The organism is Tardiphaga robiniae (genome assembly GCF_013359755.1).
GTDB classification, from domain to species: Bacteria; Pseudomonadota; Alphaproteobacteria; order Rhizobiales; family Xanthobacteraceae; genus Tardiphaga; species Tardiphaga robiniae.
The window spans coordinates 327,176-343,571 of the sequence record NZ_JABMCJ010000085.1 but is presented as its reverse complement, the minus strand read 5'-3'; the positions used below and the strand labels follow the sequence as shown (position 1 = coordinate 343,571).

Here is a 16,396-nt window from a genome sequence, read left to right as displayed (position 1 = left end):
ATGAAGGCGCATGCGATGGACCCCATCGCATGCGCCTGACGTCGCTATTCGACGATCAATTCGGCTTCTTGCCCAACCCGATTCCCTCGATCACCTTGCGCTCGGAATTGGTGACCTCGACAACGAATTTCTTGTAGTCCTCGGTGTTCTTGTAATTCGGCACCATGTCGTATTTCGCCAGCGTCGCGATGACGGCGGGATCCTCGATGGCCTTCTTGAAGGCGTCGTGCAGCTTGGCGACGATCTTCGGATCCATGCCCTTCGGGCCGGCGATGCCGAACGGCGAGTCATAGACCATCGGATAGCCGCTCTCCTTCAGCGTTGGCGCATCCGGGAAATTCGGCGACCGCTTGTCGGTCCACACCATTAGGAGGCGCAGCTTGCCTGCATCGACCAGTGGCCGCCAGCCGGTGGAATCCGCCTGCAGCATGGTGTGATTGCCGAGCACGGCAGCGTTGGTTTCAGCACCGCCCTTGAACGGCACCTGCGTGAGCTTGATGCCGGCCATCGCCGCGATCTGCTCCATGCCCACATGCAGCGAGGTGCCGGTGCCCGGCGTCGCATAGGTCACCTTGCCCGGATTGGCCTTGGCGAAATCGACCACGTCCTTCCAGGTCTTGAACTGCGACTCCGCATTCGTCGTAATGCCGAAGGTGTAGCCGGTGAGATGGATGATGTAGGAGAAATCCTTGTCCGGATTCCACGAGACTTCCTGCATCAGCGGCAGACGGAACACGGTGATGGGAATCTGCGAGATGGTGTAGCCATCCGGCTTGGCCGCGGCTGCCATGGTCGCGGGACCGACCGTGCCGCCACCGCCGCCCTTGTTGTCGACCGCGATCGGCTGGCCGAGATGTTTCGACGCCGCGTCCGCGATCGCGCGCATCGAGATGTCGGTGGAGCCACCGGCGGGCCATGGCACGATCAGTGTGATCGGCTTGGTCGGATAGTCCTGCGCCTGGACTGCACCACCGAACATGGTGGCGGCCGCGGAAAGCGCGACAGCAGCGGACAAGGCAAGGCGATTGCGTTGCAACATGTGTTTCTCCCTCTGCGATTCCGGGGGTGATGCCCGGACCGGCTGTATTTTTATTGTCGTTCAGTCTAGCCCGGAACAAACCCAGGAAAAGGACATGTTTCGAACCCGGCTGCGAACGCGTCTTGCGTCTTTGGCAATCAACGATGATTTCACCGCCGCCGCAATTCGCAATCAGGATGAGCCATGCGACATTCCGTCTGCACGCGGAGATCGCCCGGCTGACATATTGATCGCGGCGGACAAGAAATTCCGCCTGTAAAAATAACTGAGAAAATTTTGCCGGTGATGTCGGATCGCGGCAGGCCCACGCGTCCTAAGCGAGACAGTCACCAAAGAGAACACCCAGAGCGTATACCCACAGGAGCCATCCGATGAGCAAAATGATCTTCGTCAACCTGCCCGTCACCGACCTGCCCCGCGCGGTCGCCTTCTATGAAGCGGTCGGCGCGACCAAAAACCCGCAATTCTCCGACGACACCGCCGCCTGCATGGTGTTCTCCGACACCATCCACGCGATGCTGCTGACCCATGACAAGTATCGTCAGTTCACCTCGAAGAAGATCGTCGACGCGAAGACGTCGAGCGAAGTTCTGATCTGCGTCTCCGCCGACAGCCGCGACGAAGTCGATGGTCTCGTGAAGAAGGCCGTGGGTGCGGGCGGCAGCGCCGATCCAACACCCACGCAGGATTTCGGCTTCATGTATGGCCGCAGCTACGAGGATCCCGACGGTCACATCTGGGAAGTGATGTGGATGGACATGGCCGCCGCGCAATCTGCGATGGCTCAGGCCTGATCGAGAGAGGGATAGCAGCGATGTCAAAGATCTCACCCTGCATCTGGTACGAGACCGAGGCCGAGGAAGCCGCCAGATTCTACTGCTCGCTGGTGCCCAATTCCTCCATCGATCGCGTGCAGCGCGCCCCGATCGATTATCCCGGCGGCAAAGCAGGCAACGTGCTGGTGGTCGGCTTCACGCTGGCCGGCCAAAGCTTCATTGGCCTCAATGGCGGCAGCCCCGCCACATTCAGCACGGCCGTGTCCTTCACCATCCATTGCGAAGACCAGGCCGAAGTCGATCGTGTGTGGGACGCCATTTTGACAAATGGCGGCAAGGCAAATGCCTGCGGCTGGATCAACGACCGCTGGGGCGTGCCCTGGCAGATCGTGCCGAACGGCTTTACTGAAATGCTTGCCAGCGAGAATGGCGAGGGCGCCAAGCGTGCCATGACGGCCATGATGGGCATGGTCAAACTCGACATGGCCGCCCTGAAAAAGGCCTTCGACGGCGGCTAGACGTGGCCATAAGTGCCTGATCGGGCGGCGATAGCTGCCCGATCTCCAAATCGGCGACCGGGTTGCGGGAACATCTATTCAGGCACCGATTTCAGGCGCTACTTTGCTTGACATCGAGTCCCTCGACTTCTTATATGCCGCGCATTCGCCGGGGGACAATTTGTCCCCTCCGGATGCCGTGGCGGGGTAGCTCAGTTGGTTAGAGCACGGGAATCATAATCCTGGGGTCGGTGGTTCGAGTCCACTCCTCGCTACCAAATTTTCTGCCTACCAAATCTTGCAGACATGTTTCCAAGGCCTTGCATGCGTCGCGAGGCCTTTTTCATGCCCGCAGAGGCGCTTGCTCGGCCTGCGTCCGTGCCCTCTACGATGCGGCGTCTTCGCCCTCGTGCAGTTCTGAGAAGATCTGCTTGTCCTGGAGAATGACTTCAGCGGTCTGCCTGTAATGCGCGGTGAGCAGATCCACGGCGTGGTCCGCATCGCCGCTCAAAACTGCAGTCATGATCGCCTGATGCTCGTCCGTCACATGGCGTGACGGGAAGGCCTTGCGGATCGACAGACGCCGATAGCGGTAGAGCTGGTCGGCGAGTTGTCCGCAGAACGCGATCAGGGACTGCGAACCGCAATTCCCGATCAAGGTGCGGTGATAGACGCGGTGCAGCCGCTCCCATTCCGGATTGTCTTCGAAGTGTTCGGCATTGAGCGAGCGCGGGGTTCGCCCGAGGCGATGTTGCGCGAGCAGAAGCTGCTCCTCCCATTGCGGCGTCGAGGCCGCCATGGATTCCCGCAGCGCCAGACTCTCGACCCAGCACCGGGTCTTGGTCAGTTCGGCCAGTTCGCTGCGACTGATATCCGCAACATAGAATCCGCGCTGCTCGCGGCACTCGACCAGACCATCGGCGGTCAGCCGGTTGAGCGCCTCACGGAGCGGCGTCTGACCGGTCTGATACAGTTCGGTCAGAAAACGCATCTGGAGTTTCCGGCTCGGCTCGAGCCGCCCGGACAGTAGATCCTCTCGCAGCCGGTCATAGACCGTGCTGGCCTGGGTCGAGGACGGCGGCGGCGAAGCCAATTCCAGTGATGTTGTGTCCACGTGCTTCAATCCCGGAATCATCTGCCTGTCGGCTTCGATTTCTATACACTTTTTCTGATTTCATAAAAATCTATAAATTTTTGTTGTGCGGGCCTATTTCTATAGATATTCGTTCCCCAAGGTCATGAGAGATGACTGGCCGGGAGGCGCGACAATGTTTGGCAAGGCTCCGCAAGCGCCTGAGGCATCGGCAGTTTTTGCAGCCGTCCAGCCGCGCATGGCCCGGTCACAGCCATGAGCGCCATCTCCCCATGCAGCTGCGGGATCGATATCCACGCGCATGTCGTACCCGCCTCCTTCCCGTCCTATATGGGCGCAGCAGTGCCGGCCGACTGGCCGTCGATGGCGGATGCCAAACCCTGCCACAAGCATGTGATGATGGCCGGCCGCGTCTATCGCACGGTGTCGGATCGCTGCTGGGATGTCGCCAAGCGCGTCGCGGATATGGCGGAGATGGGACTCGGCGTGCAGGCCATTTCGCCGATGCCGGAGCTACTGTCCTATTGGATGGAGCCCGCAGCGGCGAATGATCTCCTCCGCTACATCAACGACCAGATGGCCGAGATGGTCATGCATTCCGGTGGCCGCCTCGTCGCCCTCGGCGCGGTACCGCTGCAGGACATCGACCGCGCCATTGCCGAGCTGCATCGGCTGAAGCACGAACTCGGCTTTGCGGGCATCGAGATCGGCAGCAACATCAACGGCAAGCCGATCGGGTCTCCCGACTTCGACGGATTCTTCGCCGAGGTCGAGAAGCTCGACATGGCGGTGTTCGTCCATGCTCTGCGGCCTTGCGGCATGGATCGCCTCGTCGGCCCCGCGCAGTTGCAGCAGGTACTGGCCTATCCGACCGATGTCGGCCTTGCCGCGGCATCCGTCATCACCTCGAACCTCTTGCTGCGTCACCCGCGCCTGCGCATGGCGTTCAGCCACGGCGGCGGCACGCTCGCGTCGCTGCTGCCGCGGCTTCAGGAGGGATATCAGGTGTTTCCTGTGCTGCAGGAGAGCATCCAGGAATCGCCGATCTTGCAGGCACGCCGGCTCTATTACGACGCGCTGGTCTATGACGACCCGACGCTGCTGCATCTGATCGCCAAGTTCGGCGCGACGCAGATCATGCTCGGCACAGACTACCCGTTCGCATTTCACGATCGCACGCCGGCAACGCGCGCCGCATCAGCGATCGGCAACGAGGCGACGCGCAATCTCGTCCTTCATGCCAATGCAAGACGTTTCCTCGGCCTTGACGAGCAGGCTTCGCAATGACCCATTTCCCGATCACAGCCCTGCGCAGTGTCGATCTCGACACGCCCGACCCGCAGCGATCCGAGCAGTTCTACACATCTGTGTGGGGACTCGACCTCGTGACGCGCCACGAAGGCGTCACTTACTTGCGGGCCAGCGGCACCGATCACCATGTCGTCGCCTTGCAGCAGGGCGATCGCCCCGCGCTGAGGGCCATCACGTTCCGGCTGCATTCGGATGCGGAATTCGAAACGATCGCCGCAGCATCCGTGAAACACGGGGCCACGCTGCTCTCAGGCCCAGCTCCGAATCCGGCACCAGATGGGGGCACACTGATGACCATCCGCGCGCCCGGTGGCGGCGTGCTTCGCTTCGTTCATGGCGACCTGCAACATGCCGAAGCACCATCATCGGCCAACCGGCCGACACGCCTCGCGCATGTCAACATCAACAGTACCGGCGTCGACAATCTCGCCGCGTTCTACGAACAGGCGCTCGGCTTTCGCCTGACCGACCGCTCGAAGATCATGGCTTTCGTCCGCTGCAACAGCGATCACCATGCCATCGTCATTGCCGACGCTGCCGTGAACGGGCTCAATCATGTCGCCTTCCTGATGCCGGATCTCGAAGCGGTGATGCGGGGCTCGGGTCGCATGATCGATGCCGGATTTCCCATTGCCTGGGGTGTCGGCCGTCACGGCCCCGGCGACAATGTGTTTGCCTATTTCATCGATCCGGTCGGGATCGTCATCGAATACACCGCCGAAGTTCTGCAGGTCGATGACAGCTATGTGGTACGCGGGCCGTCGGAATGGGTCTGGCCACCCGGCCGCACCGATCACTGGGGCATCGCCCCGCCCAAGGCCGATCACGTCAAGGCGGCACAGACCGCCATTGGCTACGCCGACGGGAGTGCCGCGTGACGGTTTCATCCGAGCAGACACGGAATGATTTTCAGGTCGTCGTGGTCGGTCATGGTCCGTCAGGCGCCATCGCGGCCAGTCTTCTTGGCGACCGGGGCATCCGCACGCTGGCGATCGACCGTCAGCTAGAGGTCTATGACAAGCCGCGTGCGATCGCGATCGATCATGAGATCCTGCGCCTGCTCGACAATCTCGGCGCTGCCGAGCGCGTGCTGCCTTACGTTGCTCCGTTCCCCGCCTCCCAGCATTTCGGCGCCAAAGGGCAGCTGATCCGCCGCATCGACATGGTTGCGGAGCCCTATCCGCTCGGTTACACGCCCAGCATGGTGTTCACGCAGCCACCGGTCGAAGCTGCCTTGCGCGAACATGCCGCGGCCTATGACAGCGTCGAGGTCGAGCTGGGCACCGAACTGCTCGGCTTCGAACAATCGACCGATCGTGTGACACTGCATTTGCGGAACGACCGCGGCACAACGCGCGCCGTCACCGCCGACTACGTCATCGCTTGCGACGGCGCATCGAGCGGCACTCGGCAACAGCTTGGCATCGCATTCGAGGATCTCGTCTTCGATGAGCCCTGGCTTGTCGTCGATCTCCAGGTCAGCGACGCCTCCCTCAGCAAGCTGCCGCAGACCGCGGCGCAATTCTGCGATCCGTCGCGGCCCACGACCTTCATCATCGGCCCCGGCAATCATCGTCGCTTCGAAATCATGCTGCTGCCCGGCGAAGATCCGCGCGAGATGGAAACAGCCGCGCAGGTCTGGCGGCTGCTCGCGCGCTGGATTACGCCCGATGATGCCAGGCTGTGGCGTGCTGCGAGCTACCGGTTTCATGCGCTCGTCGCGCAGGAATGGCGACGCGGCCGCATCTTCCTTGCGGGCGATGCCGCGCATCAGCAGCCGCCGTTCATCGGCCAGGGCATGTGCCAGGGCATCCGCGATGTCGGCAACCTCGTCTGGAAGCTCGACCGCGTACTCCGCGGACAATCCAATGCAAAATTGCTCGACAGCTACGGCGAGGAGCGCGGCGAGCATGTGCGCCAGCTTACTTCCCGCATCAAAGCCATCGGTCATGTGATCTGCGAACGCGATCCCGACGCCGCAGCAGCACGCGACGAGCGCATTCTTGCGGAGGGTGGCGGCCACCCCCGCACCATCACCCGTCAGGAAATCGTGCCGCCATTGCAGACTGGTTTATTGGCGTTCCCGCTTCATGCTGCTCATGGCACGCTGTTCCCACAGCCCTGGATCAGGACTGCAGAAGGACGGCGCCGTCTCGATAGCGTCGCCGGCACCGGATGGCGGCTCGTCCTCGATACACGCAGTGAACTGGAGCTCAGCCCCGACCTGCAAGCGATCATGACTCAGCTGGACATCAGGCCAATTCGCATCGGCCCCTCCGCCGATGACGTACTTACTGAAGAAGATGGCGTTCTCGCTGCCTGGTTCGACCGTCACGACTGTCGCGCCGCAATCGTCCGGCCCGACCACTACGTCTTCGGCGTCGCCAGCGAGACCAGCGCACTCGACGCGCTGCTCACCGATCTTGCGGAGCGGCTCCGATGATCACGCCGGCCGCACAGCGTCACCACACCAGCATTCCCCACGGACACAGAGCTTCCAGAACGAGGACATTACGATGAAATTGGCAAGTTTTCAGATCGGCATCAGCAAGACCTGGGGTGTGATCGAGGGCGACGAGGCGCTCGACATCGGCGCGGTTCTTGGAGCGCGCTATCCCGATCTCAAATCCGTCATTGCAGCCGACGCGCTGTCCGTGGTGCGTGATGCAGCCGGCAACGCCAAGCGCGTCCCGACCGCCGAGATCACCTGGTTGCCGGTCATTCCAAATCCGGACAAGATTCTCTGCATCGGCCTGAACTATGAAATGCACCGCAAGGAAACCGGACGCGCCGAAGTCGACAATCCCACGGTGTTCGGCCGCTTTGCCAACAGCCAGACTGGTCATCTCACCAATATCATCCGGCCGAAGGTCTCGACCCACCTCGACTTCGAAGGCGAACTCGCGATCATCATCGGCAAGCCGGGACGACACATCACGCAAGCCGATGCATGGAGCCATATCGCCGGCTATGCCTGCTACAACGAAGGCAGCGTGCGCGATTTCCAGCGTCACACCCATCAGTTCACGCCCGGCAAGAATTTTCCGGAGACTGGCGGCTTCGGTCCCTGGATGATGACGCCGGACGAACTCGGCGATGTTGCGCCGTTGCGACTGCAGACCCGCGTCAATGGCCAGGTCGTGCAGGACGCCACCATCGATCAGATGATCTTCGATATCCCGCGTCAGATCGAATACTGCTCGTCCTTTACCCGCCTTGAGCCGGGCGACGTGATCGCCACCGGCACGCCGGGCGGCGTGGGCGCCAAGCGTACGCCTCCACTTTGGCTGAAGCCGGGCGATATCGTCGAGGTCGAGATCGACCGGCTCGGCGTGCTGCGCAACGGCGTGGCCGACGAGACCTGATGCAAGCGGCAGCCCGCACCGCCAGCGCCGCGGGCTGCTTCTCACGACAAAGACCCGCTCGTTCGAAAGCGCGCCCCAACAAGCGATCAGAAATCGCAGGCCATCCATTTCAGGAGGAAGTCCATGCTCACATTGTCCCGTCGTATCTTGTTGACCGGCAGCATTCTTTGCCTCGCGCTGCCCGCCTATGCGCAATCATGGCCGCAAAAGCCGGTGACGATCGTGGTGCCGCAGGCGGCGGGCAACAGCCCGGATGTGCTGTGCCGCATCGTCGCCGAGAAACTGTCCCGCGCACTCGGACAACAGTTCATCGTTGAGAACCGCCCGGGCGCCGCGAACCTCGTCGGCGCACAGACGGTCGCGCGCGCCGCGCCTGACGGCTACACTTTCCTGTTCGCGACATCGGCGGCGCTGGTTACCAATCCCTACACGTTCAAGAAGCTGCCCTACGACCCCGTGAAGGATTTCGTGCCGGTGGCGATGGTGGCGCGGAGCAACCACGTCCTGCTCGTCAATCCCGAAGTAAAAGCCAAAACGCTGGCGGAATTGATCGCGCTTGAAAAATCCGCTCCCGGCTCCCTGAGCATGGCGGTCGACGGCGCGCGCAACATTTCCGGCCTGATCGCACAAACCATCAACAAGCAGGCGGGCACCAGTTTCGTCCTGGTCCCTTACAACACCATCACCAACGCGATCCAGGACAGCCTGACCGGACGCACCCAGGTGACGATCCAGTCCGCATCGGTGGCTGAGTCCTTCATCAAGGCCGGTACGCTGCGAGCACTCGCCATTGCCGGTAACAAGCGCGTCGATTCATTGCCGGATGTACCCGCGATCGCCGAGACGTTGAAGGGCGCGGATCTGCAAGGCTGGTTCATGATGATGGCCCCGACCGGGACACCTGCCGAGATCGTCGACAAACTCAGTGCCGAGATTGCGCAGGCCCTGAAATCGCCGGACGTGCAGGAGCGCGCGCCCGTGCTCGGCTTCGACGTCGCCTCCGGCGACGTCGTCACGCCTGCGGGCGCGAAGCGCTTTTTCGACGCCGAGCTCGTCGCCACAGGCAAGACGATTCAGGAACTCGGCATTCAGCCTGAATAACCGCGGCCCTGCGCTTGGTGCCGAACAACGGCATCTCCACATGAAAACGCCCGCTGTGAAGCGGGCGCTTTGACATATTCAATCGGGAACGAAGCTTACGCCTCGTTGCCGCCTTCCTGCTGCGACGCTTCGAACAGGAACCAGGTGCGGCGCTCGGTGTCGTCGATGTAGTTTTCAAGCAGACTGGCGCTGGCGATGTCCTTGGCGTCGTCGCAGACCTCGTGAGCCTTGCGCATCGCCGCTGCCATCTTCTTGTTGTCGTTCATCAGCTCGCGCAGCATCTCCACCGGCGGCACATAGGCCTCGTCATTGTCCTTGATGGTCTGCAGCTTGGCGACTTCGCCGATCGAACGCAGCGTGCGACCGCCGATCTTGCGCACGCGTTCCGCCAACGGATCTGTCGTCGCAAAAATCTGGTCGGACTGCTCGTCGAGCATCAGGTGATAGTCGCGGAAATGGCGCCCGCTGAGATGCCAGTGAAAATTCTTGGTCTTCAGGTAAAGCGCGAAAGCGTCGGCGAGCAACCCGTTCAGCGCCTTGGCCACCTTCTCCACGGCGTCGGCTGAGAGGTCAGTCGGGGTATTCATTTCGGCAGCGATTTTCGATGTCTTGGTGCTCACGTTACTTACCTTCCCGTGTCGGATGATTTGATGGCTGGAGGGTTGTCGTCAGGGCGGAAGATTTCAGGAAAAATCGGAGTGGTCTTGACGGAAAGCACTGCAAATTTCCGAAAACTGCGGTTCTTGAAGGAAAGGCGGTTTCCCACGCGCCTGAAAACGCTCTAGACCGTTTCAACGCATCACAAATATAGGGGTTCCCGACACGGGAACAACAATCGGGCCGGGCAGACGATGGAAGATTGGATCGATTATTACGATTCCACGCATACGATTTATGCGAGCAAGCTGCATCGTGACGTGCATTTTGAGATCATCGCCCGCGATATCATTGGCTACATCGCCTCTCAGGATGCCGTCGTGCTCGACTACGCCTGCGGCGAAGCACTCTCGGCCGCCAAAGTGGCCAATGCCTGCAGCAAGCTGATCCTGGCAGAGCCCGCGCCTGGCGTTCGCGGCCGACTGGTCGCCCGCTTCGCGCCCAACACCAAAATCCGGGTCCGGTCGCTGGAAGAGTTGCGCAACATGACGGCGCAGTCGATCGACCTGGCTGTCATGAATTCGGTGGCTCAGTACATGACAGGCCCCGAACTCGACGATGCCTTTGCGATCATCAAGCGGCTGCTGGCGCCTGGCGGCAAGCTGGTGGTCGGCGACATCCTGCAGCCCGATGTCGGCATGGCGACCGACGTCATGGCGTTGTTGAAGCTTGCCCGGGAACACGGCTTTCTCTGGGATGCTTTCATGGGCCTCGTGCGCACGGCCCTCTCGGACTACCGCCAGTTGCGCACCAAGGTCGGCCTGCAGCGCTACAGCGAGGCGGAGATGCTGGCCAAGCTGACCGTGGCCGGTTTCCGGGCGTCGCGGGCGCCGGTCAATATCGGCCATAATTCCTCGCGCATGACCTTTGTCGCCCATCACGCATTCTGAGGTATCGGCTAGGGCAAACGGACGATTAAGGTTAACAGAAGGTTTACAAAACTTGAGGTGGATCGCTACCCCGTGATCGGTAACATTGTGCTCGGCCCGGTGGCGGAAATGTCTACGCGGGGGCGATGCATCGCTCTTTATCCTGGTTCAAGTCCAGGCTGGGCCTCCAACCTTTCAGACATTCACCAGTGCGTCGGCGACCCGCGCGTCGGCGCTGTCAGGCTTCGGTGAATTCCAGCACCGGAAGCTGCAGGCGTTCGGCATCGCGCTCGGCCGATGCGAGCACCGCATCCAGCAAACCCGGAAACCTGCTCTCGAGATCTTCGCGGCGCAGTTTCATCAACCTCGCCGTCCCCACCGCGCGCGTTTCCATCAGGCCGGCCTCGCGCAGTTTCGCAAAATGATAGGCGAGATTGGACTTGCCGCTGAGGCCGTAAAAATCGCCGCAGCGCAATTCTCCGACCTCTTTCTCGCGTTTGGCCAGATTATAGACGATCGCCAGCCGGATCGGATCGCTCAGGCAATCCATCACGCCAGGCAATTCGATCTGTTCGCGCGTGGGATGCGGGAGAATTCGGCTCATGACTCCTCAATACTGATTCCGCCCGGCTGTCGCAATGTTCAATATTTCTTGAACCATTTGACATTTTGCATTGCCGCATCGATAGTTCAACGAGAATTGAACTAAGGATTTGGCGATGAGCGTCTTCTGGCTGGCCCTGGCGGCATTTGCGATTGGGACCGAAGCATTTGTAATTGCTGGTCTTCTTCCAATCATGGCAGCGGACCTGAATGTCACGTTGGCGGTCACGGGACAATTGGTCACCGTTTACGCCATCACCTATGCCATCGGCTCGCCGATCCTGGCTGTGCTGTTCAGCAATTTTGACCGCCGCACCGTCGTCTCGCTGGCGCTGGTCTGTTTCATCGTCGGAAATCTTTTGGCGGCCGTTGCGACCACATTCGGCACGCTCCTGCTGTCGCGCATGCTGATGGCCGTGGGCGCCGGACTGTGCATGCCGACCGCCATGGCCGTCGCAATCGCGATCGCTGCACCGGAACGCCGTGGCCGCGCCGCGTCGCTGGTGATCTCCGGCCTGACGGTGGCGACGGTTCTGGGCGTGCCGCTCGGAACCTGGGTCGGCAGTCATTTTGGCTGGCGGTCGACGTTCGTGATGGTCGCAGCGCTCGGCGCCGTCGCATTGGCCGGGCTGCTGCTGGGATTGCCCCGCGGTTTGCCGCGCACTGCTGCCACCCTCGGTCAGAGGCTCGCCGTTGCGCGCCATCCCGAAGTGCTGAAAACCCTTGCCGTAACCTGCATGTGGGGCCTCGGGGGCTTTACCTCATTCACCTATCTGGCTGTGCCGCTGCATCGGCTCGGCTTTGACGCCAACGGAATCAGTCTGGCACTGCTGGTCTTTGGCGTCGCTGCGGCCATCGGAAATACCCTGGGCGGCGCGATGTCCGACCGTATCGGGCCGCTCCGGACCTCGACGCTGGGCCTGATCGGCATGATGCTGTCACTGACGCTGCAATCGGTGGCCCTGACATTCGCGCCGCCCGCCACTGCGGGCGTGCTGTTTCTGGTCTTCATTTTTACCCAGGGCATTGCCGGCTGGATGTTCTATCCCGGACAGGTCGCACATCTCGTGCGCGTCACGCCGGAAGCCTCGGTCATCGCGCTCTCGCTGAACGCCTCGGCCATGTATATCGGCTTTGCCGCCGGCAGCGCGTTGGGCGGCGTGGTGCTGTCGACATTGAGCTCCAACCACCTCGGCTGGATCGGCGGCTGCGCCGAGGCGGCAGCCCTCGCGCTCGTCCTCGCCGGACACCTTCTGAAGCGCCCGAAACCGGCCCAAATTGCCGGTTGATGGCACCTTCAAAAGCCTTCCCCGCCCCGTTATAGTGGTCTAAAGACAGCCGCGCGCGAGGATCGGCCTATGGCTCCCTGAGGGGTCAATGGCTGGTTTGGCGCCCGGGCCCGAGGGACGCGCGTATGCGCGCCCTTTTTTTGTGCCGATTTGTCACCACCGCGAGTTTAAATGCCAAAACGCACCGACATATCCACCATCCTGATCATCGGCGCCGGTCCTATCGTGATCGGCCAGGCCTGCGAGTTCGACTATTCGGGCACACAAGCCGTCAAGACGCTCAAGGAAGAGGGCTACCGGATCGTTCTGGTCAATTCCAATCCGGCCACGATCATGACGGACCCGGAACTGGCGGACGCGACCTATATCGAGCCGATCACACCCGAGATCGTCGCCAAGATCATTGAGAAGGAGCGCGGCGACCGCTCCAAGGGTTTTGCGCTGCTGCCGACCATGGGCGGCCAGACCGCGCTGAACTGCGCGCTGTCGCTGCGCCAGCAGGGCACGCTGGAGAAGTTTGACGTCGAGATGATCGGCGCCACCGCCGAGGCCATCGACAAGGCCGAAGACCGCCAGCTGTTTCGCGAGGCGATGACGAAGATTGGCCTGGAGACGCCGAAGTCGCGGCTCGCCAACGCATCCGCACTGAAGAAGCAGTATCGCGAGCAGCATCAGGCCGAAAAAGCCAAGCTGACGGGCGACGCACTGGCCGAGCACGAGCGGCAGTGGGTGCTGCATGAAGGCGACCGCCGCAAGCGTTATCAGGAGCATGCCCTCGGCCAGGCGCTGATGGCGCTGTCTGAAATTGGTTTGCCCGCGATCATCCGCCCGTCCTTCACCATGGGCGGCACCGGCGGCGGCATTGCCTATAACCGCGAAGAATTCCTCGACATCATCGAGCGCGGCCTCGACGCGTCTCCGACCAACGAAGTGCTGATCGAAGAGTCAGTGCTCGGCTGGAAAGAGTACGAGATGGAAGTCGTCCGCGACAAGAAGGACAACTGCATCATCATCTGCTCGATCGAGAATCTCGATCCGATGGGCGTGCATACCGGCGACTCCATCACCGTCGCGCCGGCGCTGACGTTGACCGATAAAGAATATCAGATCATGCGCGACGCCTCGCTGGCGGTGTTGCGCGAGATCGGCGTCGAGACCGGCGGCTCCAACGTGCAGTTCGGCGTCAATCCTGCCGACGGCCGCATGGTCGTGATCGAAATGAATCCGCGCGTGTCGCGCTCATCGGCGCTGGCCTCGAAGGCCACCGGCTTCCCGATCGCCAAGGTCGCAGCGAAGCTCGCTGTCGGCTATACGCTGGACGAAATCGCCAACGACATCACCGGCGGCGCAACGCCTGCGTCGTTCGAGCCGACCATCGACTATGTCGTCACCAAGATTCCCCGTTTCGCCTTCGAGAAATTCCCCGGCGCATCGCGCACGCTGACGACGTCGATGAAGTCGGTCGGCGAAGTGATGGCCATCGGCCGCACATTCCAGGAAAGCTTGCAGAAGGCGCTGCGCGGACTTGAAACCGGCCTGACCGGTCTCGACGAAATCGAGATCGAGGATCTCGGCCGCGGCGACGACAAGAACGCCATCCGCGCTGCACTCGGCACGCCGACGCCGGACCGTCTGTTGCAGGTTGGCCAGGCCATGCGTCTGGGCTGGACCGACGAGGAAATCTTCAACTCCTGCAAGATCGATCCGTGGTTCCTCGCCGAGATGCGCGGCATTGTCGAAATGGAAGCCAAGGTGAAAGCCAATGGCCTGCCCGCCAACGCCTTCGGCATGCGGACGCTGAAGGCCATGGGCTTCTCCGACGCGCGCCTCGCCGTGCTCGCCGGCAAGACCGAGGCCGACGTCAAGGCCCTGCGCCGCTCGCTCGATGTGCGCCCGGTGTTCAAGCGCATCGACACCTGCGCCGCCGAATTCGCCTCGCCGACCGCTTACATGTATTCGACCTATGAGTCGTCCTTCGCCGGCAGCTTCGCCGACGAGAGTCAGCCGTCGGACAAGAACAAGGTCATCATTCTTGGCGGCGGCCCGAACCGTATCGGCCAGGGCATCGAGTTCGACTATTGCTGCTGTCACGCCTGCTTCGCGCTCGCCGACGCCGGCTACGAAACCATCATGGTCAACTGCAATCCGGAGACCGTGTCGACCGACTACGACACGGCGGATCGCCTGTATTTCGAACCGCTGACTGCCGAAGATGTGCTCGAGATCATCGACACCGAACGTCAGAACGGCACGCTGCATGGCGTGATCGTGCAGTTCGGCGGCCAGACCCCGCTGAAGCTCGCGCGCGCGCTGGAAGCCGCCGACGTGCCGATCCTCGGTACCTCGCCGGATGCCATCGATCTTGCCGAAGATCGCGATCGCTTCAAGCGCATCCTCGACAAGCTCAAGCTCAAGCAGCCGAAGAACGGCATCGCCTATTCGGTCGAACAGGCCCGCCTCGTCGCAGCCGATCTCGGCCTGCCGCTGGTGGTGCGTCCGTCCTACGTGCTCGGCGGCCGCGCGATGCAGATCATCCGCGAGGAAAGCCAGCTCGGCGATTACCTGCTCGGCACGCTGCCGGAGCTGGTGCCTGGCGACGTCAAGGCGCGCTATCCGAACGACAAGACCGGCCAGATCAATACGGTGCTCGGTACCAATCCGCTGCTGTTCGATCGCTACCTGTCGGATGCCATCGAAGTCGACGTCGACTGCCTGTGCGATGGCAAGGATACCTTCATCGTCGGCATCATGGAGCATATCGAGGAAGCTGGCATTCACTCCGGCGACTCGGCCTGCTCGCTGCCGCCGCATTCGCTCGACGACGACATGATCGCCGAACTCGAACGCCAGACCCGCGACATGGCGCTCGGCCTCGACGTGGTAGGACTGATGAACGTGCAGTTCGCGGTCAAGGATCGCGACATCTACGTGCTAGAAGTCAATCCGCGCGCGTCGCGCACGGTGCCTTTCGTTGCCAAGGTGATGGGCATGCCGGTGGCCAAGATCGCCGCGCGTATCATGGCCGGCGAGAAGCTCGCCGACTTCAATCTGAAGAAGCGCAAGCTCGACCATGTCGGCGTCAAGGAATCGGTCTTCCCGTTCGCGCGCTTCCCCGGCGTCGATACGGTGCTCGGCCCGGAGATGCGCTCCACCGGCGAAGTGATGGGCATCGATCGCTCGTTCGAAATCGCCTTCGCCAAGAGCCAGCTCGGCGGCGGCACCCGCGTGCCGCGCAGTGGCACTGTGTTCGTGTCCGTGCGCGAAAGCGACAAGACGCGCATTCTCGATGCAGTGAAGCTGCTCTCGTCGAACGGCTTCAAGGTGCTCGCGACGTCAGGGACCCAGCGCTTCCTGGTCGACAACGGCGTCCCGGCCGAGAAGATCAACAAGGTGCTGGAAGGCCGGCCGCACATCGTCGATGCCATCACCAATGGCGAGATTCAGCTGGTTCTGAACACCACCGACGGGCCGCAGGCCCTGGCCGACAGCCGCTCGCTGCGGCGGGCTGCCCTCTTGCATAAAGTACCGTATTACACCACTCTTTCGGGTGCCGTGGCGGCTGCACAGGGCGTCCGGGCCTATCTGGGCGGGGACCTTGAGGTCCGCACATTGCAGAGTTACTTTTCCGAAGCCTGAATTCGGGCGGACTGCAGGTCCGACGAGATCAGCTAGGCAAGGCACGACCGGAACTCACCGGTCGCGTCTTTGTTTTGTTTCGGCACTCGAAGCCGGCGTCTGAACTGGCTGCAAGCGCAGCCAAGCCGACATCTTGCAGAACGAATGGTTTCATGCGCGC

General features: G+C 61.9%; 14 protein-coding genes and 1 tRNA gene. 11 read left to right on the top strand and 4 right to left on the bottom strand.

Going from position 1 to position 16,396, the window contains the following annotated elements; translation table 11 throughout:
- Positions 1 to 55 precede the first annotated feature (55 nt).
- On the bottom strand, positions 56 to 979 hold the full coding sequence (locus tag HP556_RS17225; protein ID WP_246297792.1) for a tripartite tricarboxylate transporter substrate binding protein: 924 nt from the start codon (positions 977 to 979) through the stop codon (positions 56 to 58).
- Between the two features lie 431 nt (positions 980 to 1,410).
- Here HP556_RS17225 and HP556_RS17220 point away from each other — a divergent pair, with 431 nt between their 5' ends.
- The 3 genes from HP556_RS17220 to HP556_RS17210 all read left to right on the top strand — a co-directional run bounded on the left by HP556_RS17220 (position 1,411) and on the right by HP556_RS17210 (position 2,590).
- Complete coding sequence (locus HP556_RS17220) at positions 1,411 to 1,833, top strand: VOC family protein (protein WP_093757095.1); 423 nt, start codon at positions 1,411 to 1,413, stop codon at positions 1,831 to 1,833.
- A gap of 20 nt (positions 1,834 to 1,853) precedes the next feature.
- On the top strand, positions 1,854 to 2,333 hold the full coding sequence (locus HP556_RS17215; protein ID WP_175367852.1) for a VOC family protein: 480 nt from the start codon (positions 1,854 to 1,856) through the stop codon (positions 2,331 to 2,333).
- Positions 2,334 to 2,513: 180 nt separating this feature from the next.
- Positions 2,514 to 2,590 (top strand) — tRNA-Met (locus HP556_RS17210).
- Between the two features lie 107 nt (positions 2,591 to 2,697).
- On the opposite strand, the gene HP556_RS17205 is transcribed toward HP556_RS17210, so the two are convergent.
- The gene (locus HP556_RS17205) at positions 2,698 to 3,426 is read right to left on the bottom strand and encodes a GntR family transcriptional regulator (protein WP_231079308.1); all 729 of its coding nucleotides are present in this window, start codon (positions 3,424 to 3,426) and stop codon (positions 2,698 to 2,700) included.
- A gap of 234 nt (positions 3,427 to 3,660) precedes the next feature.
- Between HP556_RS17205 and HP556_RS17200 the strand changes: the two genes are divergently transcribed.
- From HP556_RS17200 to HP556_RS17180, 5 genes are all read left to right on the top strand, one after another.
- Positions 3,661 to 4,692, top strand: a complete 1,032-nt coding sequence (locus tag HP556_RS17200; protein ID WP_175367850.1) for an amidohydrolase family protein — start codon at positions 3,661 to 3,663, stop codon at positions 4,690 to 4,692.
- Positions 4,689 to 5,594: a VOC family protein gene (locus HP556_RS17195; RefSeq protein WP_175367849.1), complete on the top strand. Its 906-nt coding sequence runs from the start codon at positions 4,689 to 4,691 to the stop codon at positions 5,592 to 5,594. Before HP556_RS17200 ends, HP556_RS17195 begins: the two co-directional genes overlap by 4 nt.
- Complete coding sequence (gene mhpA / locus HP556_RS17190) at positions 5,591 to 7,159, top strand: bifunctional 3-(3-hydroxy-phenyl)propionate/3-hydroxycinnamic acid hydroxylase MhpA (RefSeq protein WP_338117584.1); 1,569 nt, start codon at positions 5,591 to 5,593, stop codon at positions 7,157 to 7,159. Before HP556_RS17195 ends, mhpA begins: the two co-directional genes overlap by 4 nt.
- 73 nt (positions 7,160 to 7,232) lie before the next feature.
- On the top strand, positions 7,233 to 8,081 hold the full coding sequence (locus tag HP556_RS17185; RefSeq protein ID WP_175367847.1) for a fumarylacetoacetate hydrolase family protein: 849 nt from the start codon (positions 7,233 to 7,235) through the stop codon (positions 8,079 to 8,081).
- 123 nt (positions 8,082 to 8,204) lie between these two features.
- Positions 8,205 to 9,182: a Bug family tripartite tricarboxylate transporter substrate binding protein gene (locus HP556_RS17180; protein WP_175367846.1), complete on the top strand. Its 978-nt coding sequence runs from the start codon at positions 8,205 to 8,207 to the stop codon at positions 9,180 to 9,182.
- 95 nt (positions 9,183 to 9,277) lie between these two features.
- Here the strand turns inward: HP556_RS17180 and HP556_RS17175 are convergent, their stop codons facing one another.
- A complete protein-coding gene (locus HP556_RS17175; RefSeq protein ID WP_089266251.1) occupies positions 9,278 to 9,769 on the bottom strand; it encodes a Dps family protein in 492 nt (163 codons plus the stop codon).
- A 264-nt stretch (positions 9,770 to 10,033) separates the two neighbouring features.
- Between HP556_RS17175 and HP556_RS17170 the strand changes: the two genes are divergently transcribed.
- Positions 10,034 to 10,729 (top strand): class I SAM-dependent methyltransferase, encoded by a 696-nt coding sequence (locus HP556_RS17170; protein ID WP_175367845.1) that lies wholly within the window; start codon positions 10,034 to 10,036, stop codon positions 10,727 to 10,729.
- Positions 10,730 to 10,946: 217 nt separating this feature from the next.
- Here HP556_RS17170 and HP556_RS17165 read toward each other — a convergent pair whose 3' ends face one another.
- Entirely contained in the window at positions 10,947 to 11,312 is a 366-nt protein-coding gene (locus HP556_RS17165) for an ArsR/SmtB family transcription factor (RefSeq protein ID WP_089265920.1), read from the bottom strand.
- Positions 11,313 to 11,427: 115 nt separating this feature from the next.
- On the opposite strand from HP556_RS17165, the gene HP556_RS17160 reads away from it, so the two are divergent.
- The gene (locus HP556_RS17160) at positions 11,428 to 12,600 is read left to right on the top strand and encodes an MFS transporter (protein WP_175367844.1); all 1,173 of its coding nucleotides are present in this window, start codon (positions 11,428 to 11,430) and stop codon (positions 12,598 to 12,600) included.
- A gap of 171 nt (positions 12,601 to 12,771) precedes the next feature.
- A complete protein-coding gene (gene carB, locus HP556_RS17155; protein WP_093757104.1) occupies positions 12,772 to 16,236 on the top strand; it encodes a carbamoyl-phosphate synthase large subunit in 3,465 nt (1,154 codons plus the stop codon).
- The last annotated feature ends 160 nt before the right edge of the window (positions 16,237 to 16,396 follow it).